A 23,871-nucleotide genomic window follows, 5' to 3' on the forward strand; every position below is an offset into this window, starting at 1 on the left:
CGATGGCCTGCCTGCTCCGCTGCGGGCTGCTGCTCTGGCTCGTGCTGATCACGGCCTTTCCGGCGCAAGCCGCCATTCTGGAAGTGAAGCTCGGCACCGATGGCGGCATGCTCGCCTTTGAACCCAGCAGCCTCACGATCGCCCGGGGCGACACCGTCCGCTTCGTGAACAACCGCCTGGCTCCCCACAACGCCGTCTTCGATGGCCACGAGGAACTGAGCCACACCGCCCTGGTTTTCGCCGAGGGCGAAAGCTGGGAGGAAACCTTCGCGGAGCCCGGCACCTTCACCTACTGGTGTGAGCCGCACCGCGGGGCGGGAATGGTGGGCAGGGTGATTGTGCAGTGAAGCTGTTGATCAGCCCCCCTGGCCAGCGAGGGTTACGAGATTGTTTCGATCCTGGCCATTCGTCCTTCCCGCTGGCAGGGGAGGCTTCTAGCTTTGTCGGGTTGCCCGTTTTTTCGATGCGCCGCCTGATCAGCTTCTTCGCCCTCTGCCTCGCTCTTCTGCTGGGGGCAGCACCCAGCTTCGCCGCCGATGCGGCCCACGGTGGCCAGGTCTTCTCGGCCAACTGCGCCGCCTGCCACATGGGTGGCGGCAACGTGGTCAACGCCGAGCGCACCTTGAAGCAAGACGCCCTGGAGGCCTATCTCGCCGATTACAGCACCGACCACGAAGCGGCCATCGCCATGCAGGTCACGAAGGGCAAGAACGCCATGCCTGCGTTCCTTGGCAAACTCACCGAAGCTGACATCTCCGACGTGGCCGCCTACGTCGAGGAAATGGCCGGCAAAGGCTGGAGCTGAACGGCAGCCCTCCCGGCAGCCAGGCCCGGTCCAGCACTGATTCACCGGTTCAATCAGCTCCCGGCAAGGGCACCAAGCTCTGTCCTTGCAAAGGCTGCTGCTTCCCAACCCTGTCCTGATCGACAGGGTTTTTTGCTGGAAATTCCGCGCCGATCCGCCCCTCAGTCCTGGGAGCGGCGATGGGCGAGCACGGCAAGATAGAGGTCTTCCGGGACTTCGCGGATGTCGTATTCACTCGGCAACACCCCATGGGTGTGCTGATGAACCGCCATCCAGCAGTTGCGCTCCGGATCGTTGCCGGTGCCATCGAAGCGGCGTGATTGCTCCGCCAGCCGTTCCACCAGCTCCTGATCCTGCTCGTCGGCCATGCTTCAGTGAAGCCTGAACAAGACCCCATCATGATCGCGCGTGTGCTGGTGCTGGGCGCCTCGATGCTGATCGGATCGGCCGGCGCCCAGGCCCAGAAGAGCTGTCCCCTGCTGGTGCCCCGCGAGGAGGCGTTCCTGCAGCCGAAGCGCCTTCCACCGGCTCAGGTGCCGGCCAAGAACGCCGCCGGCTGCCTCTCCCCAGCCGATGCCATCTACGCGCCCGACGGCTGCCCCCTCAGGCTCTGCCCCAGGCCCACCCGAGGCATTGAACTCTGAGCGCTGGCAGCGCCTCAGAAGGCAGCAACACAATCAAAGGGCCCGGCACAGCATCAACGGCAGCCGTAGACCGAAACCACATAGCTGAAGCCGGTGGCGTTGGCGTTGTATCCCGAGCCCACCTTGACGTTCACCTGGCTGACCAGTTTGCCGCCGAGGGAGGCGAAGGGACCGAACTGCCTGAATTGGCCCGATTTGGCATCCAGGGTCTGATTCACCACCTGCAGATTCGTGCCGTCGCTGAACTTGAGATAGGCCTGAATCGGGTAGGGACCGGGCTTGCTGGAGGTGGACCTGAAGTTGACCAGATAGCTCCTGTACGGACGGCTGACGATGAAATCAGTGTTGAAATTGGTTCTCCCGAACGGGAACACCAGCGGGCCATCCAGCTGGATCGTTTTGCTGATGCTGGTGCCGCCGCCCACGGCATCGAGCAGCCCACAATTCGAAGCTGCCTGCGCCGGAATGCCAGTCAGCGCCAGCAGGGGAAGGGCGAGCAGGGTGGAAATGGGATGGAGGCGCATCATCGGGTCTGTGTCTGGGGTCGCCAGGGGAACCTATGAGAGGGCCCGGCGGTCGGTTCGGTTGGTTCGCCATTTGTTTCGGCAGGCCCATCCTGTGGAAACCAGGGAGCTCGCATACGGTTTTGAAACCTCCCCCATTGCCGTCATCCCGCCATGCATCCCACCGCCGAGCAGTTCACTGAAAAAGCCTGGGCTGCCGTGGTGACGGCCCAGCAACTCGCCCAGAAGAGGCGCCATCAGCAACTCGAAACCGAGCACCTGTTCGCCGCCCTGCTGGCCGAACAGGGCCTGGCCGGTCGAATCCTCGAGAAGGCGGGGGTGAACCCCGACCTGCTCAGCCAGAAGGTGGAGGCTTTCCTGGCCGCCCAGCCGAGCCTCAGTTCAGCGGCTGAAACGGTCTTCCTCGGCAAGGGCCTGGGCACCCTGCTCGACCAGGCCGAAGCCCTCAAGCAGGAATTCGGCGACAGCTTTCTCTCGATCGAACACCTGCTGCTGGCCCTGGCTGTCGATCCACGCTGCGGCCGCCAGCTGCTCACCCAGGCCGGCACCGACAAGACCAAGCTGCTGGCAGCGATCGAGTCGGTACGCGGCAGCCAGAAAGTGACCGACCAGAACCCCGAAGGCACCTACGAATCCCTGGAGAAGTACGGCCGCGACCTGACGGCGGCCGCCCGTGAGGGCAAGCTCGACCCGGTGATCGGCCGCGACGAGGAAATCCGCCGCACGATCCAGATCCTCTCGCGCCGCACCAAGAACAACCCGGTGCTGATCGGGGAGCCGGGTGTGGGCAAGACGGCCATCGTGGAGGGCCTGGCCCAGCGGATCGTCAACGGCGATGTGCCGCAGGCGCTGCAGAACCGTCAGCTGATCTCCCTGGACATGGGCGCCCTGATCGCCGGTGCCAAGTACCGCGGCGAATTCGAGGAGCGGCTGAAGGCGGTGCTCAAGGAGGTCACGTCCTCAGAGGGCCAGATCGTGCTGTTCATCGATGAGATCCACACGGTGGTGGGGGCCGGCGCCGCCGGTGGCTCGATGGATGCGAGCAACCTGCTCAAGCCGATGCTGGCCCGCGGCGAACTGCGCTGCATCGGCGCCACCACCCTCGATGAACACCGCCAGCACATCGAGAAGGATCCCGCCCTGGAGCGCCGCTTCCAGCAGGTGTTCGTGGATCAGCCCACCGTGGAAGACACGATCTCGATCCTGCGCGGCCTCAAGGAGCGCTACGAGGTGCACCACGGCGTGCGCATCGCCGACAGCGCTCTGGTCGCCGCCGCCGTGCTCAGCAGCCGCTACATCGCCGATCGGTTCCTGCCCGATAAGGCGATCGACCTGATGGATGAATCGGCCGCCCGGCTGAAGATGGTGATCACCTCCAAGCCGGAGCAGATCGACGAGATCGATCGCAAGATCCTCCAGCTGGAGATGGAGAAGCTGTCGCTCGGGCGTGAATCCGATGCCGCCAGCAAGGAACGCCTGGAGCGGATCGAGCGGGAGCTGGCCGAGCTGGGCGAGCAGCAGAGCGGCCTCAACGCCCAGTGGCAGAAGGAGAAGGGTTCGATCGATGAACTCAGCGCCATCAAGGAGGAGATCGAGCAGGTGCAACTGCAGGTGGAGCAGGCCAAGCGCAGCTACGACCTCAACAAGGCAGCCCAGCTCGAATACGGCACCCTGGCCGAACTCAACAAGAAGCTGGCGGCCAAGGAAAGCGAGCTCAATGCCGCCGGTGCCGACAAGACCCTGCTGCGCGAAGAGGTCACCGAGGAGGACATCGCCGAAGTGATCGCCAAGTGGACCGGCATCCCGGTGGCGCGGCTGGTGCAGAGCGAGATGGAGAAACTGCTGCATCTCGAAGCGGATCTGCACGCCCGCGTGATCGGCCAGGAACAGGCCGTCACCGCCGTGGCCGATGCGATCCAGCGCTCCCGCGCCGGGCTCAGCGATCCCAACCGGCCGATCGCCAGCTTCCTGTTCCTCGGCCCCACCGGCGTGGGCAAAACCGAGCTGTGCAAGGCCCTGGCCGCCCAGCTGTTCGACAGCGACGACGCCATGGTGCGCATCGACATGAGCGAATACATGGAGAAGCACGCCGTCAGTCGCCTGATCGGCGCCCCTCCGGGCTACGTGGGCTACGAGGAAGGCGGCCAGCTCACCGAGGCGGTGCGGCGGCGCCCCTACGCCGTGATCCTGTTCGACGAGGTGGAGAAAGCCCACCCGGATGTGTTCAATGTGCTGCTGCAGGTGCTCGATGACGGCCGCGTCACCGATGGCCAGGGCCGCACGGTGGATTTCACCAACACCGTGCTGATCCTCACCAGCAACATCGGCAGTGCCTCGATCCTCGATCTGGCCGGCGATCCCGCCCGCCACGGCGAGATGGAGAAACGCGTGAACGACGCCCTGCGGGCGCACTTCCGCCCCGAATTTCTCAACCGGCTTGATGAAACGATCATCTTCCACAGCCTGCGGGCCGAGGAACTGCGGCAGATCGTGGTGCTTCAGGTGGAGCGGCTGCGGCGGCGGCTGGAGGAACGCAAGCTCGATCTCACCTTGAGCACTGCGGCACTCGACTGGATCGCCACGGTCGGCTACGACCCGGTGTACGGGGCCAGGCCCCTCAAACGGGCGATCCAGCGCGAGCTGGAAACACCGATCGCCAAGGCGATCCTGACCGGCACGTTCCCCGAGGGAAGCACGATTGCCGTGGACGTTGAACAGGAGGGTGGCAGCCCGCGGCTGGCCCTGCGGCCCCATCGCCACCAGCCGTTGGTGAGCGTGTGAGCGAAGGAGCTGCTGACGCCAGCCTCGACGCCCTGATCGCGGCCCTCTCACTGCCTTCGGCCTATCCAGTCGCTGACTGGGAGGGGGTGGCCCCAGAGCAGCGGCGGGTGGAGGTGATTCAGACCCACATCAGCGTTGTGTTCCTGACCCCGCAGCGGGCCTACAAGCTCAAGAAGCCTCTGCGGCTCTGGGATCTGCTCGATTACAGCAGCCCAGAGCTCCGCCTGCACTGGTGTGAGGAGGAAGTGCGGCTCAACCGCCGCCTGGCGCCGGATCTCTACCTCGGTGTGAGCCAGCTGATCGGACCCCGGGGACCTGAACCCGTGGTGGTGATGCGTCGCTTCGCCGCCGCCGACACCCTCCAGGCCCGGCTGGCGGCAGGACAGGTCGGTCCGGAAACGCTGCGGGCCGTGGGTAGCCGCATCGCCGCCTTTCACCGCCAGCATCTCCTCACGGCCGCCAGGTCCACCAGCCTGCTCAAAGACTTCAGCCGGGTGCTGCACAGCAATCTGCGCTCCACCCGCTCCTGTGTGCCGGCACTGGTGCCCGCCTCTGTGCACCGCCAGCTCGACCACCTGCTGGCCCTGGCCCTGCGGGGGCAGAGGCACCTGCTGCGGCAGCGGCTGGGAGCCGGCTGGGCCGTGGATGGCCACGGCGATCTCCGGCTTGAGCATGTGCTGCTGCTGGAGCCGATCGCCGTGGTGGATGGGGTGGAATTCAATGCGAGCCTGCGCCGGATCGATGCCGGCTCCGATCTGGCCTTCCTGGCCATGGAGCTCCAGGCGGCGGGCCACAGCGAGCTGATCGAACCCCTGCTCGAAGGCTATGGCCGGGCAATCGAGCCGGCCGTGTTTGCCCTGTTCTGCGCCTATCGCGCCCATGTGCGGGCCAAGGTGGCGGCCGCCACCTGCCTGGAGCCGGAAATCCCGGCCGCCCAGCGGCAGCAGGCCGCCCGGATGGCCCAGGCCCAGCTCAGCCTCGCCCTGGCCTATGCCGGCAGCGGCCAGACCCCGCCGGCTCTGCTGCTGCTGCGGGGGAGTTCCGGCAGCGGCAAGAGCCAGCTGGCCAGAGAGCTGGCCCCCTGGTTGCTGGCGGATCATCTCCAGAGCGACAGGATTCGCAAGCAGTTGCACGGGCTGGCGCCCCTGGCGCGGACTGTCGGCGCCGAGCGGGATCAGCTCTATGGCGCAGCAGCCCATCAACGCACTGAAGCGGCCCTGCTCGCCGCCGCCGCCGCCAGCCTCCGCCAGGGGCGCACCGTGCTGCTCGATGCCACCCATCTGGCTCGCTCCAGCCGAGCCCGGGCCGTGGCGCTGGCGGGCGAGCTGGCGGTTCCCTGGTTGATCCTCGATCTGCACACTCCCCAGGCCGTGATCGAGGCGCGCCTGGAGCAGCGCTGCCGCCGCAACGACGACCCCAGCGACGCCGATGCGGTGATTCAGGCGGCCCAGCGGCTGGCCACCGATCCCTTGCTGCCGCAGGAAGCTGAGCGCACCCTGACGGTGCCAGCCGACCTCCCTGGCCAGACAGAGGCTGAAGGACCGCGGGTCGCTGCTCTGTTGATCGAGATCTGGTCTCGATTGATCGAGCCAGCTGGGCGCTGAGTCAGTCGTTCAGCAGCCCGTCGATCCGCCTGGCGAGCTCCAGGTCGAGGCTGGAGAGGCCCCCGGTGTCATGGGTGGTGAGGTCGATCACCACCCGGTTGTAGATGTTGCCGAGCTCCGGATGGTGACCCATCGATTCGGCGATCAAGGCCACCTGGGTGAGGAAACCGAAAGCTTCCACAAAGGAGGTGAACAGCAAGCCGCGATGCAGCTTGCCGTTCACCACACTCCAGTCAGGCAGCTCGATCTCGAGTGCGGCGATCTCTTCGGCGGAAAGCGATTTGGCAACCATGGCGACTTGAGCCAGTCGGGATTCCAGCCTGGCAGAGGCCTGCCCTGATCCGTGCTGAGCGGGAGCAGGTCGGCAGGTCCATTCAGTCACTGGGCTCGGAGAGGTCGTGGAGGCGATCGATCATCAGATCCAGCTCCGTGTCGTTGTCGGGGTCGACTCCCTGGGCGCTGCGGCGCAGCACCTCGGCATTGAGCCGCTCACCATTGCGGCGGGCCAGCAGGGTCGAGGCGGAAAGGAGGGGGGCGGCAGGCTGCTGGGAGGGCGATGAATCCACCAGGCCGGCCAACCGATCGAGAGTGGGGGCCAGATCGCTGAGCCGGGCGTTCAGCGCCCTGAGTTCCGCTTGCAGGGCGGCGATCTGAGCCGAGAGAAGGGCCCAATCAGTGGCTGCCGGGCCGTCGAGGGGAGCGCCGCTGGGCTGCTGACTCAGCACCGACCGGGGCCCCATAGGCTTGGGGGATCGATCCGGTCACTTGCCCAGCCATGGAGCGTCGCGCCTGTCGTCATTGGTTCTCCATTCTCATCAGCCTGCTCGGGTCTGGAGCCATTCTGGCCACAGGCCCCGGGGCCCAGGCCCAGGAGGTGATCCCCAAACTTCAGGCCCTCTGCCCCCTGGGCTATGTGGACACCTTCAACGGCAAGTGCAGCACCCTCGGCGTCGTCAGCTACACCGTGGCACCGACCAACGGTGAAGCCTGCCAGTCGGGCTGGATGAACATCGGCGGTGGCTATTGCCGCCGCAAATGATCGGGCCTGCTCAACCGGGTGGATCCCAGCTCACCAGTCCAAGCCGCAGGGCAATCAGGCCCGCATCCAGCCGCGTGCGGGCCTTGAGCTTGCTCAGCACGGCCTTGATATGGCTTCGCACCGTTTCCACGGAAATGTGGAATCGCTGGGCGATTTCATGGGTTTCACAACCCTGCAGCATCGCTTCGACCACCTGCAGTTGCCGGGGCGTCAACCGTTCCGGCTCACCGTCGCCCAGGCCACGGCTGCTGCGCTGCAGCAGGGCGGCCACGGCCGTATCCATGTACACCCCGCCCGTGCCGAGCACGGCCTTGATCGCTGCAACCAGGGTGCCGAGACCGACGCGACGCTCCAGGCAGATGCCGTCACAGTTGGATTCAAGGGCCGCCAGCAGAACGTCAGGGGTGTCCCGCTCGAGCAGCAGCAGGCAGGCCAGGCGGGGATAGAGCCGTTTGGCCTCCCGGACGAACTGGCAGCCGCTGCCGGCCTCCAGGGGATGGGTCACGAACAGCAGATCGGGGAGCCGCCTGCTGAGCAGGGCCAGCCCTTCTGTCTGGCAGGTGGCAGCTCCGATCCACTGGGCTGGCTCGCCGACGGAATGGGTGATCAGGGTGATCAGCAGCCGGCGGCCACTGACGATCATCAGGGTTCGCCCCCGGAGCAGCTCGATCGCCTCATCTCTGGCCTGGCCACCGGGCCCCAGCAGTGGGGTCATGTCCATGGACCAGGCCCTGAGGCATTTACGTTGATGCGATCAGCCCGGATGACAAGACCATGTCAGGAGATCCTGACATGGTCACGACGTCCCGGTCGAATCTTGGCGATCCCCTGCCGATCCCCGCGGCTGGTTGATCGGGGTTGGGTCAGCACAAGCGGCGTTGGATCAGTAGTAGCGCCTTGGGTTCTGGGAGATCGCCAGTTGCACCTCCACCAGGAAGAGCAGCAGGGCCAGGATCAGCGAGGCCATCGCCAGCACGAACACAGGCACCACGATCGCGGCCAGATCAACGGCCGCAACGGCACTGATGAACAGCACCGCCACCACACCGGAAACCAGCAGGGCCGTGAACGTGGCGCAGAGGATGGCCCGATTGATCAGAAACAGGCGACGGCGCTGCACGGTCAGCACCGCCTTCAACTGCTTCGCCTGGGCGATGTTGCCCTTCTCCATCGCCTCCTGCAGAACGCGGGTGCGATCGATGATCCGACTCAGACGAGCCGTGAAGGTGCCCAGCAGGCCGCCGATGCCGGTGAGCAGGAACACCGGAGCAACGGACAGTTGAATCGCCCGGGACAGGCCGGCCACCGCTGTCGCATCAGTCAGGCTCATCGGCCCCTTGGCATGGCGGATCGTTTCAATGGTTGCAGCATCGGTCCAGGAGCAGCAACGGGATGACGAATCAGGCGAGGCAGAGGCTGGCAGCCCATGTCCGGGAGACCCGGCTGCTCGGCAGTATCCATGGAACGCTCTACTGGGATCAGAACACGCTGATGCCCAGCGCCGGCGCCGCCTGGCGGGGTGAGCAGCTGGCCCTGCTGGCCCGCCAGCTGCACGAGCGCCAGAGCAGCGCCGCCTACGCCGACATCCTGGCCGCCGCCGAAGCCGAGCTCGGAGCCAGACCAGCCACCGACCCCTGGCGACAGAACCTGGCCCTGCTGCGCCGGGACCTCGAGCGACAACGGCTGCTGGACCCTGCTCTGGTGGCAGCGCTTTCCCTGGCCAGGACGAGGGGTTACGCCCTCTGGCAGGAGGCCCGCAGCCAGGCCGACCATGCCCGCTTCGCCCCGGCTCTGGCCGAGCTGATCGCCCTGCGCCAGGAACAGGCCCGTCAGCTGGCCACGGTCGAGCGCGATGCCGAGGGCCGGCCGCGCAGTTGCTGGGAAATCCTCGCCCAGCCCTTCGAGCCGGGGATCAGCAAGGCAAGGCTGGCAACCCTGTTCAAGCCCCTGGGCCAACGACTGCCCCCGCTGATCGAGCGCCATGGCCGACAGGTGTCGGCCGGGATCGATCCGCACCAGGCGGTGCTGTCAGACACGGCGCAGGAGCGGCTCTGCCAGCAGCTTCTCCAGGAGTGGGGCTTCGACCCCAGCCAGGCGGTGCTGGCCCGCTCTCCGCACCCCTTCTCCACCACCCTCGGTCCGGCCGATTTCCGCATCACCAGCCGGATCGTGCCTGGCCAGCCGTTCTCCGCCTTTCTCGCCACCGCCCACGAATGGGGCCACTCCCTCTACGAACAGGGACTGCCCCGCCACGACCAGCAGTGGTTCGCCTGGCCCCTGGGCGATGCCACCTCGATGGGAGTGCACGAGAGCCAGAGTCTGTTCTGGGAGTGCCGGGTGGGACGCGGTGAAGCCTTTGCGCGGCGCTGGCAGCCGCGATTCCGTCAGGCGATCGAGCGGCAGACGGCCCGGAATGCCGGCCAGTCCGGCGCCCAGTGGCAGGACCCTGCCGCCTTCTGGCGCGAGCTCAACCCCCGACGACCAGGGCTGATCCGGGTCGAATCCGACGAACTCAGCTACTGCCTCCACATCCTGTTGCGCTACGAGCTGGAACTGGCGCTGCTGGAGGGTGGCCTGTCGGTGCAGGAGCTGCCAGCCGAATGGAACCGCCGCATGCTGGCGCTGCTCGGCATCGCGCCCGGCAACGACGCCGAAGGTTGTCTCCAGGACGTCCACTGGAGCGAGGGCCTGTTCGGCTACTTCCCTTCCTATGCGCTCGGCCACCTGATCTCGGCCCAGCTGGCGGAAGCGATGGAGCGGGAGATCGGCCCGATCGAAGCGCGGCTGACGGCAGGGGACGACCGGGCCCTGCTGGACTGGCTGCGTCTGCACGTGCATCCGCTCGGCCGGAGTGTCACCGGCGAGGAACTGGTGCTGCGGGTGAGTGGGGCCCGGCTCGACTCCAGCGCCTTCCTCACCTACCTGGAAGCAAAGCTGGAGAAGCTCTCGAGTGGGCATCCGTAGGATCACGGCCGCCCGTCCTTCCTCTGCTCTCGCCATGGCGAACATCGACCATGCCCCCAGCCGCACGATGCTCAACCTGCTGCATGTGCTGCCGGCTTTCGCCGATGAAGCCGAGCTGCGGCTGAACGCGATCATCGAGGTGAATTCGATGACGATCAACAAGTACGAACTGATCACCGAATCGGGCCAGCTCAAGCTCGATCGGGTCGGGTACTCCTCCCTGGCCTATCCATTCGCCTACGGCTGCATCCCCCGCACCTGGGACGAAGACGGCGATCCGCTCGACATCGAAATCGTCCATGTCACTGAACCGCTGGTGGCGGGCAGCCTGGTTGAGGCGCGGATCATCGGGATCATGACCTTTGACGATGGCGGCGAGGTGGACGACAAGGTGATCGCCGTGCTGGCCGACGACAAACGGGTGGAGCACATCACCAGCTACGAGCAGCTCGGCGCGCAATGGCTGAAGGAAACCCAGTACTACTGGGAGCACTACAAGGACCTCAAGAAGCCCGGCACCTGCCACGTCAACGGCTTCTTCGGAACCGAGGAGGCGGTGAGGATCGTCAAGGCTTGCGAAGCGCGCTACAACAGCGAGATTGATCCCAAGCTCGTCAACTGACGCCCCCGTACACCTCCATGGCGATGAAGCATCTCTCTCCCCAGCGGCTGGTCCGTCTCCTCCCCGCCCTCGCTGTGCTGGCGCTTGGCACCGCCGCCCTGCCTGGGCGGACCGGGCAGAGTGCAACGCTCGTGACGCCTGCCCCGGTCCCCGCCGCTGTCACCCCGGCGAACCACAGCACCGCCGCCGTCACCAGCACCAGGGAAATCGTGCTGGAACTCGGCAAGCGCACGATCAGCCTGCTGGACAACGGCAAGGTGATCGGCAGCTGGCCGGTGGCGATCGGAGATCCCTCCACCCCCACCCCCACGGGCAGCTTCAAGGTGCGCAACAAGGTGGTCAATCCCCAGTACCAGAGCACGGTCTCCGGCAAGGTCAACCCTACCCGAGGCGCCCAGGGTCCCCTCGGTGACCGCTGGATCGGCTTCCACACCACCACCAAGGATCAGTACGGCATCCACGGCACCCCCACCGCCTGGGAGTGGACGGTCAAGGGTCGTGAGGCCGTTTCGCGCGGCTGCGTGCGGATGCTCACCCCCCATGTCCGGGCGCTGTTCGATCAGGTGGAGGTGGGCACTCCCGTCGTGGTCAAGCGCTGAGCTGCCGGGCCAGGGCCAGGGCCAGGCCGTCACGGCTGGCCAGTCCGCGCAGGGCCGCAATCGGCAGGCCATCGGCAGGCAGGCCGTGGGGAAGATATCCTCCAACCCCTTCCTCCACGGCGAACACAGGAACCTGGCGCAGGCCATTGGGAGTGAGTTGATCCTCAAGCCTGTCCAGCCTTGCCGTCAGGGGCAGCCAGACCAGATCGCTGCGGCGGCAATCGTTCACCCTCACGGCTTCCTGTCGTTCGATTCCAGCGCTGAGGCCCCGCTGCAGATCCTGCAGGGTTACCAGTGCCACAGCCCGGTCCGCCTCGACGGCGATCAGACAGTGGCCATGGACCTCGGTCAGTCGGGCCACCGCCGCCGCCGCCGGTGTGGCGGCCGGCAACACGAGGGGGACATCCGTCCCGAAAGCCTCCGACACCGGCAGGGCGGCCAGTTGAAGCCTGCGTTTCTCCTCCAGCGGGTCGGCGCCCAGCAGGCCACGGTCCTGGAAGCCCTGCCAGCGCTCGACCAGCAAGGCGCTCAGGCCGGTGGCGGCCATCAGGGGAAGCACGATGCGGATGTCATGGGTGAGCTCGAACAGCAGAAGCAGTGCGGTGAGCGGGGCCCGGGCGCTGCCGGCCAGCACCGCCGCCATCCCGACCATCGCGTAGGCGGGGGGTTCGGCCACGGGCAGATGCAGCCCACCCTCCCCCAGCAACTGGCCATAGCAGTTGCCCAGCACCGCCCCGAGAAACAGCGAGGGCGCGAATCCACCACCCACGAACCCGGTGGCATTGCTGAGCCCTGTGGCCAGCAGCTTCACGACCAGGAGGGCCAGCAGAGTGCCCAGAGCGATGCCCCCCTCATTGCCGAGCAGCGCTTCGATCGTGTCGTAGCCGACCCCGAGCACCTCGGGAAAGCCCAGGGCCAACACCCCGACCCCGAGCCCGCCGAGGGCGTTGAGCAGCCAGGGGGCGAGCCGGCCCATCTGGCGCTGCACCGGTCCGCTGCGCCCGGCCGCCAGCAGAGTCACCAGTGCCCAGGAGATCAGGCTCGCCACCACGCCAAGCCCGAGGTAAAGCGGTAACTCCAGCGGTGAGCGAACGTCATAGGCGGGCAGCCTGAAAATCGGTTCATCACCCAGGCAGAGCTGGGTGACCAGGGCCGAGCTGACCGCGGCCACCAGCACTCCCCGCAGGCTGGGGCGGCCGGGGATCGTGCTGTAGGCCCCTTCGAAGGCGAAGAACACGCCGGCGATCGGTGCCCGGAATCCGGCCGCCAGACCGGCCGCCACCCCCGCAGCCACCAGCGCCTTCTGGGACTCCGGCGAAAGCGAGCCGCGCTGGCCGACCCAGAGCCCGATGTTGCCGCCGCCTTCCACGCTCGGTCCCTCCGGTCCGAGCGATGCGCCACTGCCCAGACTGAGTGCGGCAGCCACCAGCCGCAGCAGCGGCAGCTTCGGTGCGGCCCGCACCATGCCATCGGCCATCGCCATCAGGCTGGGCAGCCCGGGGCCGAGATCCCTGGCGAGCTGGCGCAGCAGGCCAACCAGCAGCCCGCCCAGCATCGGCACCACCAGCACCGGCCAGGAGGAGAGCCAATTCACGGCGATGGTGGCTGCGGGCAGGGGTTCCGGGGGCGCCGGCGGTGGTGGCAGGAAACCGATTCCGCCCAGGCCGAGCTGCAGCAGGGCCTTGAGAGGTGTGCTGGATTCGGGCTCGGCGGGATTGAAGATCTCCACCGGGGTTTCGGGAGATCCCACCGTGCCCAGCACGCCCATCACCGTCTCCACCACGGTGCCGAACAGGAACTGGTTGATGTACCCGAGCAGGAAGTGGAAACCGACCACCGCCAGGCCGGTCAGCACCCCGACGAGGGCAGCCCAGGCGAGCAGGTTCCACTGAAAGGGAATCGCGCGGGGCTCGCTCTCCTGCTCAGCCACCGGAGGCGATGGAACCAGCTCAGTGCTCGCGGCCAACGGTTGCAAAGATCTCCTCCAGAATTTCTCCGGCGCCCTGGGCCCGGAGGCGCTCAGCGAGGGCGATGCCGACCGCTTCCGGATTGCTCTGATCGCCACTCACCTCATCACGGATCAGACGCTGGCCATCCAGGCTGGCCACCATGCCGGTGAGCACGAGGGCCTCGGCCTCAAAGCGGGTGTTCACGCCGATCGGAACCTGGCAGCCTCCCTCCAGTTGGCGGAGGAAGGCTCGCTCGGCCAGGCAGCGGCGGGATGAGGGAGTGTGCTCAAGGGCCTTCAGCTGGCCGATCACCTGTTCGTCACCACTGCGGCACTCGATGCCGAGGGCACCCTGCCCGACGGCATGAAGCGAGATCTCCGGGGCGATCCGCTCGTGGATCCTCCCCGACAGCCCGAGCCGCCCCAGTCCCGCTGCCGCCAGGATCAGGCAGTCATAAGCACCGGCATCGAGCTTTTCCAGCCGGGTGATCACGTTGCCGCGCACATCCTTGAACACCAGATGGGGGTAATGGTGGCGAAGCTGGGCCAGGCGCCGCAGGGAGCTGCTGCCCACCACGCTGCCCTCGGGCAGGGTGGACAGGGATTTGTCGGCATGCCTGGCGTGCACCACCAGGGCATCGGCCGGGTCTTCCCGTTCGGTGATGCAGCCCAGCACCAGGCCATCGGGAAGATTGGTGGGCAGATCCTTGAGGCTGTGCACGGCGATATCGGCCCGGTCCAGGAGCATCTGGGCCTCCAGTTCCTTGGTGAACAGGCCCTTGTCGCCGATCTTCGCCAGGGCCACATCGAGAATCTTGTCCCCCTGGGTGGCCATCGCCTCGATGCTGATCTCCAGCCCCGGATGGGCCAGAGCCAGTTCATCACGCACCCAGTGGGTCTGCACCATCGCCAGCTGACTGCGGCGGGAGGCGATGCGCAGGGTGGAGCCAGCCATCAACTCAATCCTCAAACCGGCCAGTGGCCGTCCTACAGCCGCTCAGCCTAAGGACCAGCCGTCCACCACTCGCCCTGACCGGGAAAGATCGTGATCAGCCAAAGAAATCCAGGGGGAACGGTCCCCATGTGCCTTCGGCGTCCGGATCCGAACCGTGATGGCCGGTGATCAGCAGCCCGTGGCCCAGACCGGTTTCAGGTCGGAGCCTGAACAGACCGGTGCTCTGGTTGCCCTTGAGGAACACCGGACCCGCCGCCGCCGGGAGGGCGTCTCCCTCTGCGACCAGGGCCTGCCAGCCCAGGGCCCGCTCACAGCTGCGCAGAGCCGCGACGGCGGCCGCTCCGGATGGAGCCATCACCCCGACCGTGAACCACTCACAGCCCGCGACCGTGGCCAGCAGCTCCCGCAGGATCCGCTCCTGTTGCCGGTCATCGATGGACGGGGCGGTGCGCAGGCCGCAGAGGTCGGCAAGGGAGGCCAGCTCAGGAAGATCCGTGGGTGGGTTCATGGGGTCAGCGGGACGTCCGGCCACTCTGCCCCTCCAGGTCCTGGCTTGGGGCGAGCAGCCAGCCAGCCGTCAGCTAGGGACTGTTCCAGACAAATCGCGACGTGGCGGCATAGTTCCAGACGAACACCACGGCGATGCCGGCGATCTGCGCGAAGAAGGTGTCATTGGAAATCTGGTTGTAAAACAGACTCGCCAGTCCAACGTTGGCCAGCATCGGCAGGGAGGCCACCGCCAGAAACTTGACCAGACCCGCCAGCAACGGCATGCCCTGGAGCCGGCGATGGCGAAAGGTGAGACTGTTGTTGATCAGATAGTTGGAGATTGCCGAAACAAGCACGGCAACCGGCAAGGCCAGCTCGAAGGAAAGGCCGATCAGCATCAACAGCTTGGAGGCCAGCAGCTGGAGGCCGACTCCGCTCAGGCCCACCAGGGCGAAGCTCACCGCGCGGCGCGGCACCAGCCTCAACAGCAGGGTGTGCAGGATCGAAACACCGAAGTCCCAGAGCACGGCCTGATCCAGCTTTGAGCTTCCGTGGCTGCGGCTCTGAAAGTGGAGCGGGATCTCAGCCACCTTCAACTGGCCCCGGCTGAGGGCCAGCAGTTCATAGAGAAACTTGAACCCCTGAACATCCACCTGCCGCACCCAGGGCATGCAGCGATCCAGGTTCATCGCCATGAAGCCACTCATGTAATCGGTGAGCTGCCGGTAGCGGGGCAGGCTGAACCGCGCCAGCCGGTTGGCCAGGATCGATTGATCCTGGCGTGAGTCCGACAGGCCCAGGATCGAAGCTTCAGGGTGAAACCGGCTGCCGATCACCAGATCACTGCCCTGGCTCAGCAGGGCCTCCAGCGCCAAGCCCACCGCAATCGGTTGATGCTGACCATCACAGTCCATCACCACGGCAAGATCACCGGTGGCATCGAGCAGACCTTCCTTGATGGCGCTGGAGAGACCGGAGCGGCCGACCCGTCGGATCAGGCGGATCTCCGGTTGCTGGTGGGCGAGTTTCCTCACCTGCTCGGAGGTGCCGTCAGCGGAGTCGTCGTCGACCACGATCAGCTCAATCGACCACCGATCCCTCAGCAACAGCAACTGCTGCAGGATCACGGTGATCGTGGCGCATTCGTTGAAGGTGGGAAGAATGATCGACACCCGAGGTGCCGATGCTGGCGGATGCCCTGCCTGGGAGGTGCGGGGAAGAGAGACCAATCCGCTGGGTTCGAAGCTGCGGAAGGTTACTTGATGTACTCCTTCAGGACGCCGTTGCGGTTTGGGTGACGGAGCTTGCGCAGGGCTTTGGCTTCGATCTGACGGATGCGTTCGCGGGTCACATCGAAGATCTGACCGATTTCTTCAAGGGTCTTCATGCGGCCATCATCAAGGCCGTAGCGCAGGCGCAGCACATCCCGCTCCCGGGGGCTCAGGGTGGCCAGAACGCCTTCAAGATCTTCACGCAGCAGGTTCTTGGCGACATCCTGCTCTGGATTTTCAATGTCGGCTTCGATGAAGTCGCCGAGGCGTGAATCTTCCTCCTTGCCGATCGGAGTTTCCAGGGAGATCGGCAACTGGGCTGACTTGGCGATGAAGCGCAGCTTCTCGATCGTCATTTCCATGCTTTCAGCAATCTCTTCTTCGGTGGGTTTGCGTCCGAACTCCTGGCTGAGCACCTTGGTGGTTTTCTTGATCCTCGAAATGGTTTCGTAGAGATGAACCGGCAGCCGGATGGTGCGGCTCTGGTCGGCGATGGCGCGGGTGATCGCCTGACGGATCCACCAGGTGGCATAGGTGGAGAATTTGTACCCTTTCTCGTGGTCGAACTTCTCGGCGGCACGGATCAGGCCGAGGCTGCCCTCCTGGATCAGATCCTGGAAGGAGAGGCCTCGGTTCATGTATTTCTTGGCAATCGACACCACCAGGCGCAGGTTGGACTGCACCATCTTTTCCTTGGCGCGCCGACCCAGCATCAACCGCCGCCGGAACTTCAGCAGGGTCATGTCAACGAGAACAGCCCACTCCTTGACATCGGGGTAATGGCCGTTGTCCTGCTCGAACTGGGTTGCGAGCTCCTCGAGCAGAAGCAGGTCGGCGATCTTGCGGGCGAGCTCGATCTCCTCATCAGGCCGCAGCAACCGGATCCGGCCGATCTCCTGGAGATAGACCCTGATCGAATCCTCGGTGTAGACACCCTTCGGACCCACCTTGATGCTGGCCAGCGCCTTGCTGGCAACAGGCTTGCCGGCGGGGGCAGGATCATCTCCCTCGGCCGCAGCCAGGAGCTGATCGGCGACATCATCGAGTTCAACAACGTCAAGGGGCAAATCGAGGCTGCCGGTGGGCTCGGCCTTGGCCTTCCCCGCCTTGGTGGTGGCCGCCTTGGCTGCGGTGGCCTTGCCTGCGGTTGACTTGCCTGCGGTTGACTTGGTGGCCGCTGCTTTCGTGCCGACTTTCTTGGCCGCCGGTTTGCGGGTGCTCGTCACTGTGTTGACAGCTCCGTCGCTGAGCGGGGCCGATTCCGGATCGGTGGCGGTGGGATCGGGCTTGGGCCTGGCTTTGGCCCGGGGTGCTTTGGGCTTGATCTCGACGGTGACCTGCTCGCCCGCCTGGTTCGCAACCGCGAGGATCTCGGGTTCGGCTTTCGTGGACTTCAGGGCGGCAACAGGGCTCATAGGAATCGGCAGCTAAAGAAGCGGGATCGGGCGAAGCGGATGGGGATGGACGGATCAGGCCAGTGCCTGTGGTGCAGGCGCGCAGCGAACGCACAAGCAAAAATCACCCGCCAAGAACCTGGCCCGTGCGCTCAACCGGCAGGGGTTGAAACGACAAGGGGAAAAACAGTGATCAGCGAGGTCGAGCCAACAACGAAGTAGAACAGCACGGAGGCCTTTGCAGGGTTGTCAGGGGTGATCGCAGACTGGGAGAAAGGAAGGAGCGGAAATTCCGACAGGCTTTCTCGCCGTGTCTTCCCTCTGAACGAAACACTGATCAGCACCGGGTGCAGCTTGAGAGGCTGCTCAACCCATGCATTCTAAGAACCTGCATCGGTGTTTGCAAGGCAAAGACACCACCCCATCGCTTTGAACCAGGATCCGACCTGCTGGCAGGTGTGGCTTGAGGCCGGCCGGGAGGGGCGGGTGTTCAGCTACACCAACCCTCGGGACCTGGTCCTTGCACCTGGAGATCTGGTCAGGGTTTCCTTGCGGGGACGTCGGCAGATCGGCCTGGTGGTGTCCTGCCAGGAGGCTCCTCCCCCGGGGCTGGATCCTGGCAGGATGCTGCCGATTGAAGCTCTGCACCAGGCGGCAGCTGTCGATCCGCAATGGCAGGCTTTGCTCATGGAGGTGGCTGAAGACTGCCACACCAGCCTGTTCAAGACGCTCAAAACAGCCCTGCCAACAGGCTGGCTGGGCCAGCGCCGCCAGCCTCCTCCGACAACAGCCCGCCAGCGCCACTGGGTGGAGCCACTGGAGGCGGCGGCAGCCCATCCGGATCTTCCCCCTCGCCAACGGGAGCTGCTCGATCGCCTGTGGATGCAGCCCGAAGGAGCCTGGCTACAGGAAACCCTTCAAACCTGGGGCTTCAGTCGCTCGGTCGTGCAAGGTCTGGTGGGCCGTTCGCTGGTGCGGATTCAACCCAGACAAGCCCCATCCCCCAGCCAAACCACAGCCAGAGCCACAGCTACATCGCCGTCACCGCCCCTCCCGCTGCAGCCACCCCGGCAACTGAACCGGGCCCAGGCCGAAGCCCTGCAGCGGTTCGCCAGCTCACCAAGGGGGGCGACACTGCTGCTCTGGGGTATCACGGGGTCCGGCAAGACCGAGGTCTATCTGCAGGCGGCGGCCCAATGCCTCGCCGCAGGAGAAAGCAGCCTGCTGCTCACCCCGGAGATCGGCCTGGTGCCCCAGCTGCTGGATCGCTGCCGGGCACGGTTCGGTGGGCAAGTGATCGCCTATCACAGCGGGCTGGGGGAAGGCGAGCGCATCGCAGCCTGGAAGCAATGCCTCGCCGCGGATCGTCAGGGTGCCGTGGTGGTGGTGGGAACCCGCTCCGCCATCTTCCTGCCACTGGCGCAGCTGGGTCTGATCGTGCTCGATGAGGAGCACGACAGCTCCTACAAACAGGAAAGTCCGATGCCCTGCTACCACGCCAGAACCGTGGCCCAGCGTCGCGCCCGGCGCTGCGGGGCGCGACTGCTGCTCGGCAGCGCCACTCCTTCCCTGGAATCCTGGCTGGCCTGCAGGGCGAAGCCTGGCCAATCCGATGCGGCTGCCACCCTGCTGAGATTGCCGGAGCGGATCAGCGGGCAGAGCGATGCCCCGGTGCGGGTGGTCGACATGCGCCAGGAACTGGCCGGCGGCAACCGCCGCCTGATCAGCCGGGCCCTGCGGGACCGCCTCGATCGCCTGCGGGAGCAGGACGGCCAGGCGGTGGTGCTGGTGCCCAGGCGTGGATACAGCAGCTTCCTGAGCTGCCGAAGCTGCGGCGAGGTGGTTCAGTGCCCCCATTGCGACGTGCCGCTCACCGTCCATCGTCACCGGGATGGCCACCAATGGCTGCGCTGCCATTGGTGCGGCCACCGCCAGGAACCGGGCCCCCACTGCGGCCACTGCGGTTCAACGGCCTTCAAGCCCTTCGGGGCGGGAACCCAGCGGGTGATGGAACAACTGGAGCTGGAACTGGAGGGGTTGCGGCTGCTGCGTTTCGATCGCGACACCACCCGGGGACGGGATGGTCATCGCCGACTGCTGAGCCAGTTCGCTGCCGGCGAAGCGGATGTGTTGGTCGGTACCCAGATGCTCACCAAGGGGCTCGATCTCCCCCGGGTGACCCTGGCGGCCGTGCTGGCGGCCGACGGACTCCTGCATCGGCCTGATCTGCGCTCCGGTGAACAGTGCCTGCAGCTGCTGCTGCAGCTGGCTGGGCGGGCCGGCCGCGGTGAACGTCCCGGCGAAGTGATCGTGCAGACCTACAGCCCGGACCATCCGGTGATTCGTCACCTCGTCGATGGGCGCTACGACCGCTATCTGGAAAGCGAAGGGCAGATCCGCCAGCAGGCGGCACTTGTGCCGTTCAGCCGGGCCTGCCTGCTGCGCCTGGCCGGCCCATCCGCCACCGCCACCGCCACGGCAGCCGCCAGCCTGGCCGAGCAACTGCGGGGACCGCTCCAGGCAGCCGGCTGGCAACTGGTCGGACCCGCCCCGGCTCCGGTCGCCCGGGTGGCCGGGCGCTATCGCTGGCAGCTGCTGTTGCACGGACCAGCCGACTCGGCCCTGCCCCTGCCGCCGGAAGCGGATCTGCGTGCGGCCCTGGGCCAGCAGGTGAACCTCAGCATCGACCCCGATCCTCAGGAGCTCTGATCAGGACTGGGTTCGATCAGGTGAGGGAAGCTCCGGCCAGCCGAATCCCGCCTGCCAGCGCAGGCGCTGCAGGGCGAGGGCCAGGCTGAGCAGAAGCAGGATGGCCAGAACACCGAGGCCGAGGCGGCTCCACCGCCAACAGCTCAGCTCCAGGCTGTTGAGCGCCCCGATCTGCAGAGGCCAGCGCACCCCATCCGCCCTGGGCTCAGCGGCCAGGGGCTGGGCCAGGCGGACAGCCTGGGGACTCAAGGGCCCGAGCACCACGCTCAGATCGAGGCCAGGCAGGTCAGCCAGCTGGCGCAGGTCCACCTCCAGTCCGAAGCGCTGCCGGGCTCCGAGCAGCCAGTTCCGCTCCCGCAGGAAAAGGCCGGGAGGGGGCAGCGTCAACCCGCCCAGCTCAGCTGCGGTTGCCGTGCTCAGGGCAAGCAGATCTGCGAGTGCCGGACCAGACAGGCTGGCGCTGCTCAGCCTCACCACCCCCTGCTCAGTGGTGATTGCCAGGCCGGTTCCCGGAGCCATGGGCAAGGCTTTCAGACCCTGGACGAACGCCCGTTGCCAGGGCAGCGGGCGCGTGCTCTCGCTGCTGAGGGTCTGCTGGAGTTGAAGCCGACCGGGAGCGCCGAAGCGCAACTCCGTCTCCACCCGCAGGCAACCGGAGAGCAGGGTGGTGAGCAGAAGCAGCAGGGTCACCACCACCACGGCGAAGCCCACCGGGCCCCGGGTCGGTCCGACCGGAGGGGATGGCGGCGGAGCAGGGCGATGGCTGACTGAACGACGGACGCTGGCGCTGGCCCTGAGGCGTCCCTGCAGTGCATCGCTGCCATTCAGCACCGGCAGGGTGAGCGACCAGTTCGCCGGCCGCTGCAGGGGCGGGGCCTCGAGAATCAGTTGAAGATCCCTGGCCTGGCTGCGGATCTCCGGGTCCTGGCAGACCCGCAGGCTGCGGCAACAGGCCGTCGCCGCAGCATCCTGTCCCTGGCCCAGCAGGGCGGTGACCATCAGCAGTCGCAGGCTGCCGCCGAAACCACTGCTGGCGGGATGGGCCAGAGCCAGGGGTTCAAGCAGCCGCAGGCAGACCCCGTAATCACCGCGCTCAAGTGCTGAACGGGCCGGCAGAAGCGGATCCTCAGCCATGCTCCTGCGGGGAGCGCCCCAACAGCATCGTGCCGATGCCGGCATCGGTGAACACCTCCAGCAGCAGGGCATGGGGCACCCGGCCATCGACGATATGGGCGGCGCCAACCCCCTGGGCCAGGGCGCGGATGCAGCACTGGGTCTTGGGCGTCATTCCACCGCTGACCACGCCGCTAGCGATCAGCTGCCGCGCTTCGGTGAGGCTCAGCTGGCGGAGCAACGAAGCCGGATCGTTGCGGTCCCGCAGGATGCCGGGCGTGTCGGTGAGCAGGATCAGCTTTTCGGCCTGCAGGGAGGCGGCCAGCTCCCCGGCCACGGTGTCGGCGTTGATGTTGTGCGATTGACCCAGGGGATTCGGCGCCACGCTTGAGATCACCGGGATGTAGCCGTTCTGCAGCAGAGGGGCGAGCACATCAGGGTTGACCGCCGCCACATCACCCACCAGGCCATGGGATCCATCGCCCCAGGTGCGCGCTTCCACCAGTCCTCCATCGCTGCCGGAGAGACCAACCGCCCGGCCACCCAGCCGGTTGAGCCCGTTGACGATCTGCTTGTTGACCCTGCCGACCAGCACCATTTCAACCACGTCCATCGTGTCGGAGTCGGTGATCCGCAGGCCATCCACGAAGTTGGGCTCAATGGCCATGCGGCTCAGCCACTGGTTGATCTCCGGGCCGCCGCCGTGGACCACCACCGGTTGAACCCCCACACAGGCCAGCAAGGCCAGATCACGGAACACGGCGTCGCGCAGCTCCTGATGCACCATGGCGGCGCCGCCGTACTTCACGACCACGCGGCGACCGGCGAAGCGCTGGATGTAAGGAAGCGCTTCGCTGAGAACGGAAACCCTCAGGCTGTCCTGGGGACTGATCAAGGGGTCCTGGCTCAAGGGGTCCTGGCGTAAAGGGTCCTGGGGCAGTGGGTCCTGGGGCAGTGGGTCCTGGCTCAAGGGAATCGGCCGAAGAAACGAACGGGCATCAGGCGGATGTCGCTTCCAGGGTGGTGTTGCCCGGCTCAGCCGGCAACAGGGACAGATCGAGTTCGGCACTGCCCTGGGGGTCCAGTTCCGCCACCAGTCCAGGCCCGAAGAAACGACCCAGCCGTTCCTGCTTGGCCAGCCAGCGCTCGAGAGGCACCCCCTGGGTTCTGAACCGGAGAATCAGCCCATAGCCGCCATGGCGCTCCAGCTCAGCAACGCTGATCAGTTCGGGCGGCTGGTCGTCGTCCCAGAGCTTGAGCGCCTCAAGAGAACTTTCCAGATGGGCTTTCTGTCCGTAGCGCCAGCGGGTCACGTCCTTGAGCAGGGCGCTGAGCGGTTCGCTGGCGTCCAGCTCCCGCAGGTCCCGGAACTGGGCCGGTGGAGTGAGCCTGACCGCCGGGGGCAGCTCCGAAGACTTGAGGGCCAACCCGCCGAGCAGCAGGGGAATGCCGTAGAAAACTCCGGCCAGGCTGATGTTGGGGCTGTCGGTCGCATAGGCGATCGTGCCGACCACGGTGAGCACCGACCCGAGGATCGTGAGCAGGCTGCCGGGAGACGTGAGGGCTTGCATGGCGACCATTCTCCAGCAAGGGGGATGCGAGATGATGGTTTCAACCGTTCCGGCTGCCATTTCAGCTCGAACCTTCCTTCCGCCAGCGCCGAGATGACCACAACTGGACCCGAGCCGGCCCCGGCGGCGGAGAAGGCCCCAGAGCCGATCAGCACCCTGGAGCTGATCGAGCAACTCAGTGCCGACCGGATCTGGCTGCTCCAGCAGATCGACGGGGGACGCTGGAGTGATCTGCGTCTTGATCTGGCGGCGCTGGAGCGGGAGCTCGGTCAGATGCTCGACCTGGCCAGCGAACGGTTCGCGAAGCGCTGAGCGCCCGCTGCGAGGGCGCTCAGAAGCACCCTTCAGAAAGGGATGTCATCGTCATCGGGCAGATCGGGCACCAGCGGAGACGTGTTCCAGGTGGGGGCTTCCGGGGCACGATTCGGCGGGGAAGTGGGCGCAGCGGTGGGCGCAGCGGCTGGGCGGGCCGGCACAGGTCGTGGCACGGTGCGGGCCGGAGCCTGGCCGGATGGGGCCGAAGCGGACGGCACGCCCATGGGATGGAGCCGGGAGAGGGTGAACTCGGCCCGCTTCTCCTTGACGCCATCGGGCCGCGTGAACGTGCTTACCCTCAGGCGCCCCTCCAGCATCAGCCGCTGGCCCACCTGAACCCGGTTCTGGAGGTCCTGCGCCAGATTGCCCCAGCCGACCACCTTCAGCTGCCCAGGGGGATCATCCGGCCTCAGTCCGTCAATCTGAACAGCCATCTCCGCCACAGGGGTCTGGTTGTCCTGGGTGTAACGCACCTGGGGCACTTCGAGCACCTCCACTTCCAGCACACAGTGATTCACAACCAG

27 protein-coding genes are annotated in these 23,871 nt (G+C 66.3%); 11 read left to right on the plus strand and 16 right to left on the minus strand.

Features of this window, described 5'->3' with window-relative positions:
* Positions 1 to 2: 2 nt before the first annotated feature.
* Together petE and KQ307_RS05655 are read left to right on the plus strand one after the other, a co-directional pair.
* Positions 3 to 347 (plus strand): plastocyanin, encoded by a 345-nt coding sequence (gene petE / locus KQ307_RS05650; RefSeq protein WP_259727340.1) that lies wholly within the window; start codon positions 3 to 5, stop codon positions 345 to 347.
* 116 nt (positions 348 to 463) lie between these two features.
* A complete protein-coding gene (locus KQ307_RS05655; RefSeq protein WP_259727259.1) occupies positions 464 to 805 on the plus strand; it encodes a c-type cytochrome in 342 nt (113 codons plus the stop codon).
* Positions 806 to 966: 161 nt separating this feature from the next.
* On the opposite strand, the gene KQ307_RS05660 is transcribed toward KQ307_RS05655, so the two are convergent.
* Positions 967 to 1,173: a hypothetical protein gene (locus tag KQ307_RS05660; protein WP_259700865.1), complete on the minus strand. Its 207-nt coding sequence runs from the start codon at positions 1,171 to 1,173 to the stop codon at positions 967 to 969.
* 30 nt (positions 1,174 to 1,203) lie between these two features.
* Here KQ307_RS05660 and KQ307_RS05665 point away from each other — a divergent pair, with 30 nt between their 5' ends.
* Positions 1,204 to 1,449: a hypothetical protein gene (locus tag KQ307_RS05665; RefSeq protein WP_259700864.1), complete on the plus strand. Its 246-nt coding sequence runs from the start codon at positions 1,204 to 1,206 to the stop codon at positions 1,447 to 1,449.
* Between the two features lie 53 nt (positions 1,450 to 1,502).
* Here the strand turns inward: KQ307_RS05665 and KQ307_RS05670 are convergent, their stop codons facing one another.
* Complete coding sequence (locus KQ307_RS05670; RefSeq protein WP_259727260.1) at positions 1,503 to 1,973, minus strand: hypothetical protein; 471 nt, start codon at positions 1,971 to 1,973, stop codon at positions 1,503 to 1,505.
* 153 nt (positions 1,974 to 2,126) lie between these two features.
* Here KQ307_RS05670 and clpB point away from each other — a divergent pair, with 153 nt between their 5' ends.
* Both clpB and KQ307_RS05680 read left to right on the plus strand, forming a co-directional pair.
* A complete protein-coding gene (gene clpB / locus KQ307_RS05675; RefSeq protein WP_259727261.1) occupies positions 2,127 to 4,754 on the plus strand; it encodes an ATP-dependent chaperone ClpB in 2,628 nt (875 codons plus the stop codon).
* The gene (locus KQ307_RS05680; protein WP_259727262.1) at positions 4,751 to 6,358 is read left to right on the plus strand and encodes a bifunctional aminoglycoside phosphotransferase/ATP-binding protein; all 1,608 of its coding nucleotides are present in this window, start codon (positions 4,751 to 4,753) and stop codon (positions 6,356 to 6,358) included. Before clpB ends, KQ307_RS05680 begins: the two co-directional genes overlap by 4 nt.
* 1 nt (position 6,359) lies before the next feature.
* Here KQ307_RS05680 and KQ307_RS05685 read toward each other — a convergent pair whose 3' ends face one another.
* Both KQ307_RS05685 and KQ307_RS05690 read right to left on the minus strand, forming a co-directional pair.
* Positions 6,360 to 6,650 carry a 4a-hydroxytetrahydrobiopterin dehydratase gene (locus KQ307_RS05685; protein WP_259727263.1) on the minus strand — a complete coding sequence of 97 codons (291 nt, stop codon included), beginning with the start codon at positions 6,648 to 6,650 and terminating at the stop codon, positions 6,360 to 6,362.
* A gap of 82 nt (positions 6,651 to 6,732) precedes the next feature.
* The gene (locus KQ307_RS05690) at positions 6,733 to 7,083 is read right to left on the minus strand and encodes a hypothetical protein (protein WP_259727264.1); all 351 of its coding nucleotides are present in this window, start codon (positions 7,081 to 7,083) and stop codon (positions 6,733 to 6,735) included.
* 50 nt (positions 7,084 to 7,133) lie between these two features.
* On the opposite strand from KQ307_RS05690, the gene KQ307_RS05695 reads away from it, so the two are divergent.
* On the plus strand, positions 7,134 to 7,397 hold the full coding sequence (locus KQ307_RS05695) for a hypothetical protein (protein ID WP_259700858.1): 264 nt from the start codon (positions 7,134 to 7,136) through the stop codon (positions 7,395 to 7,397).
* A 10-nt stretch (positions 7,398 to 7,407) separates the two neighbouring features.
* On the opposite strand, the gene KQ307_RS05700 is transcribed toward KQ307_RS05695, so the two are convergent.
* Positions 7,408 to 8,112 carry a response regulator transcription factor gene (locus KQ307_RS05700; RefSeq protein ID WP_259727265.1) on the minus strand — a complete coding sequence of 235 codons (705 nt, stop codon included), beginning with the start codon at positions 8,110 to 8,112 and terminating at the stop codon, positions 7,408 to 7,410.
* Between the two features lie 168 nt (positions 8,113 to 8,280).
* Positions 8,281 to 8,727, minus strand: coding sequence for a DUF2721 domain-containing protein (locus tag KQ307_RS05705; RefSeq protein ID WP_259700856.1), 447 nt, complete (start codon positions 8,725 to 8,727; stop codon positions 8,281 to 8,283).
* Between the two features lie 62 nt (positions 8,728 to 8,789).
* Here KQ307_RS05705 and KQ307_RS05710 point away from each other — a divergent pair, with 62 nt between their 5' ends.
* From KQ307_RS05710 to KQ307_RS05720, 3 genes are read left to right on the plus strand one after another with little or no spacing between them, the layout of a single operon-like run.
* Positions 8,790 to 10,361 carry a carboxypeptidase M32 gene (locus KQ307_RS05710; RefSeq protein ID WP_259727266.1) on the plus strand — a complete coding sequence of 524 codons (1,572 nt, stop codon included), beginning with the start codon at positions 8,790 to 8,792 and terminating at the stop codon, positions 10,359 to 10,361.
* 34 nt (positions 10,362 to 10,395) lie between these two features.
* The gene (locus tag KQ307_RS05715) at positions 10,396 to 10,983 is read left to right on the plus strand and encodes an inorganic diphosphatase (protein ID WP_259727267.1); all 588 of its coding nucleotides are present in this window, start codon (positions 10,396 to 10,398) and stop codon (positions 10,981 to 10,983) included.
* Between the two features lie 23 nt (positions 10,984 to 11,006).
* Positions 11,007 to 11,582: a L,D-transpeptidase gene (locus tag KQ307_RS05720; RefSeq protein WP_259727268.1), complete on the plus strand. Its 576-nt coding sequence runs from the start codon at positions 11,007 to 11,009 to the stop codon at positions 11,580 to 11,582.
* Here KQ307_RS05720 and KQ307_RS05725 read toward each other — a convergent pair.
* The 6 genes from KQ307_RS05725 to KQ307_RS05750 all read right to left on the minus strand — a co-directional run bounded on the left by KQ307_RS05725 (position 11,572) and on the right by KQ307_RS05750 (position 17,983).
* Positions 11,572 to 13,548: a chloride channel protein gene (locus KQ307_RS05725; RefSeq protein WP_259727269.1), complete on the minus strand. Its 1,977-nt coding sequence runs from the start codon at positions 13,546 to 13,548 to the stop codon at positions 11,572 to 11,574. The two genes, KQ307_RS05720 and KQ307_RS05725, sit on opposite strands and share 11 nt — an antisense overlap.
* Positions 13,532 to 14,485 (minus strand): hydroxymethylbilane synthase, encoded by a 954-nt coding sequence (gene hemC / locus KQ307_RS05730; RefSeq protein ID WP_259727270.1) that lies wholly within the window; start codon positions 14,483 to 14,485, stop codon positions 13,532 to 13,534. Before hemC ends, KQ307_RS05725 begins: the two co-directional genes overlap by 17 nt.
* Positions 14,486 to 14,579: 94 nt before the next feature.
* A complete protein-coding gene (locus KQ307_RS05735; protein WP_259727271.1) occupies positions 14,580 to 14,993 on the minus strand; it encodes a DUF1824 family protein in 414 nt (137 codons plus the stop codon).
* Between the two features lie 73 nt (positions 14,994 to 15,066).
* Positions 15,067 to 16,146 (minus strand): glycosyltransferase, encoded by a 1,080-nt coding sequence (locus KQ307_RS05740; RefSeq protein WP_259727272.1) that lies wholly within the window; start codon positions 16,144 to 16,146, stop codon positions 15,067 to 15,069.
* A gap of 83 nt (positions 16,147 to 16,229) precedes the next feature.
* Complete coding sequence (rpoD, locus tag KQ307_RS05745; RefSeq protein ID WP_259727273.1) at positions 16,230 to 17,660, minus strand: RNA polymerase sigma factor RpoD; 1,431 nt, start codon at positions 17,658 to 17,660, stop codon at positions 16,230 to 16,232.
* Positions 17,661 to 17,791: 131 nt separating this feature from the next.
* Positions 17,792 to 17,983, minus strand: a complete 192-nt coding sequence (locus KQ307_RS05750; protein ID WP_259727274.1) for a hypothetical protein — start codon at positions 17,981 to 17,983, stop codon at positions 17,792 to 17,794.
* Positions 17,984 to 18,068: 85 nt separating this feature from the next.
* On the opposite strand from KQ307_RS05750, the gene priA reads away from it, so the two are divergent.
* The gene (priA, locus tag KQ307_RS05755; RefSeq protein ID WP_259727275.1) at positions 18,069 to 20,348 is read left to right on the plus strand and encodes a primosomal protein N'; all 2,280 of its coding nucleotides are present in this window, start codon (positions 18,069 to 18,071) and stop codon (positions 20,346 to 20,348) included.
* Here the strand turns inward: priA and KQ307_RS05760 are convergent, their stop codons facing one another.
* The 3 genes from KQ307_RS05760 to KQ307_RS05770 all read right to left on the minus strand — a co-directional run bounded on the left by KQ307_RS05760 (position 20,349) and on the right by KQ307_RS05770 (position 23,032).
* Positions 20,349 to 21,482 (minus strand): DUF3153 domain-containing protein, encoded by a 1,134-nt coding sequence (locus KQ307_RS05760; protein ID WP_259701318.1) that lies wholly within the window; start codon positions 21,480 to 21,482, stop codon positions 20,349 to 20,351.
* Positions 21,475 to 22,371 (minus strand): acetylglutamate kinase, encoded by an 897-nt coding sequence (argB, locus tag KQ307_RS05765; RefSeq protein ID WP_259701332.1) that lies wholly within the window; start codon positions 22,369 to 22,371, stop codon positions 21,475 to 21,477. The genes KQ307_RS05760 and argB overlap by 8 nt, the downstream gene beginning before the upstream one ends.
* 88 nt (positions 22,372 to 22,459) lie before the next feature.
* Positions 22,460 to 23,032 carry a DUF2854 domain-containing protein gene (locus KQ307_RS05770; RefSeq protein ID WP_259727276.1) on the minus strand — a complete coding sequence of 191 codons (573 nt, stop codon included), beginning with the start codon at positions 23,030 to 23,032 and terminating at the stop codon, positions 22,460 to 22,462.
* A 93-nt stretch (positions 23,033 to 23,125) separates the two neighbouring features.
* On the opposite strand from KQ307_RS05770, the gene KQ307_RS05775 reads away from it, so the two are divergent.
* A complete protein-coding gene (locus KQ307_RS05775; RefSeq protein ID WP_259727277.1) occupies positions 23,126 to 23,344 on the plus strand; it encodes a hypothetical protein in 219 nt (72 codons plus the stop codon).
* Between the two features lie 32 nt (positions 23,345 to 23,376).
* Here KQ307_RS05775 and KQ307_RS05780 read toward each other — a convergent pair whose 3' ends face one another.
* Positions 23,377 to 23,865 (minus strand): single-stranded DNA-binding protein, encoded by a 489-nt coding sequence (locus tag KQ307_RS05780; RefSeq protein ID WP_259727278.1) that lies wholly within the window; start codon positions 23,863 to 23,865, stop codon positions 23,377 to 23,379.
* Between the last annotated feature and the right edge of the window lie 6 nt (positions 23,866 to 23,871).

Source organism: Synechococcus sp. CS-1326, assembly GCF_025128115.1.
Classification (GTDB): Bacteria; Cyanobacteriota; Cyanobacteriia; order PCC-6307; family Cyanobiaceae; genus Regnicoccus.

Bases quoted from the DNA above. Each gene is read 5' to 3' on its own strand.
- petE (WP_259727340.1), top strand. From the start codon at position 3: ATGGCCTGCCTGCTCCGCTGCGGGCTGCTGCTCTGGCTCGTGCTGATC.
- KQ307_RS05655 (WP_259727259.1), top strand. From the start codon at position 464: ATGCGCCGCCTGATCAGCTTCTTCGCCCTCTGCCTCGCTCTTCTGCTG.
- KQ307_RS05660 (WP_259700865.1), bottom strand. From the start codon at position 1,173: ATGGCCGACGAGCAGGATCAGGAGCTGGTGGAACGGCTGGCGGAGCAA.
- KQ307_RS05665 (WP_259700864.1), top strand. From the start codon at position 1,204: ATGATCGCGCGTGTGCTGGTGCTGGGCGCCTCGATGCTGATCGGATCG.
- KQ307_RS05670 (WP_259727260.1), bottom strand. From the start codon at position 1,973: ATGCGCCTCCATCCCATTTCCACCCTGCTCGCCCTTCCCCTGCTGGCG.
- clpB (WP_259727261.1), top strand. From the start codon at position 2,127: ATGCATCCCACCGCCGAGCAGTTCACTGAAAAAGCCTGGGCTGCCGTG.
- KQ307_RS05685 (WP_259727263.1), bottom strand. From the start codon at position 6,650: ATGGTTGCCAAATCGCTTTCCGCCGAAGAGATCGCCGCACTCGAGATC.
- KQ307_RS05695 (WP_259700858.1), top strand. From the start codon at position 7,134: ATGGAGCGTCGCGCCTGTCGTCATTGGTTCTCCATTCTCATCAGCCTG.
- KQ307_RS05700 (WP_259727265.1), bottom strand. From the start codon at position 8,112: ATGACCCCACTGCTGGGGCCCGGTGGCCAGGCCAGAGATGAGGCGATC.
- KQ307_RS05705 (WP_259700856.1), bottom strand. From the start codon at position 8,727: ATGAGCCTGACTGATGCGACAGCGGTGGCCGGCCTGTCCCGGGCGATT.
- KQ307_RS05710 (WP_259727266.1), top strand. From the start codon at position 8,790: ATGACGAATCAGGCGAGGCAGAGGCTGGCAGCCCATGTCCGGGAGACC.
- KQ307_RS05715 (WP_259727267.1), top strand. From the start codon at position 10,396: ATGGCGAACATCGACCATGCCCCCAGCCGCACGATGCTCAACCTGCTG.
- KQ307_RS05720 (WP_259727268.1), top strand. From the start codon at position 11,007: ATGAAGCATCTCTCTCCCCAGCGGCTGGTCCGTCTCCTCCCCGCCCTC.
- hemC (WP_259727270.1), bottom strand. From the start codon at position 14,485: ATGGCTGGCTCCACCCTGCGCATCGCCTCCCGCCGCAGTCAGCTGGCG.
- KQ307_RS05735 (WP_259727271.1), bottom strand. From the start codon at position 14,993: ATGAACCCACCCACGGATCTTCCTGAGCTGGCCTCCCTTGCCGACCTC.
- rpoD (WP_259727273.1), bottom strand. From the start codon at position 17,660: ATGAGCCCTGTTGCCGCCCTGAAGTCCACGAAAGCCGAACCCGAGATC.
- KQ307_RS05760 (WP_259701318.1), bottom strand. From the start codon at position 21,482: ATGGCTGAGGATCCGCTTCTGCCGGCCCGTTCAGCACTTGAGCGCGGT.
- KQ307_RS05770 (WP_259727276.1), bottom strand. From the start codon at position 23,032: ATGCAAGCCCTCACGTCTCCCGGCAGCCTGCTCACGATCCTCGGGTCG.
- KQ307_RS05775 (WP_259727277.1), top strand. From the start codon at position 23,126: ATGACCACAACTGGACCCGAGCCGGCCCCGGCGGCGGAGAAGGCCCCA.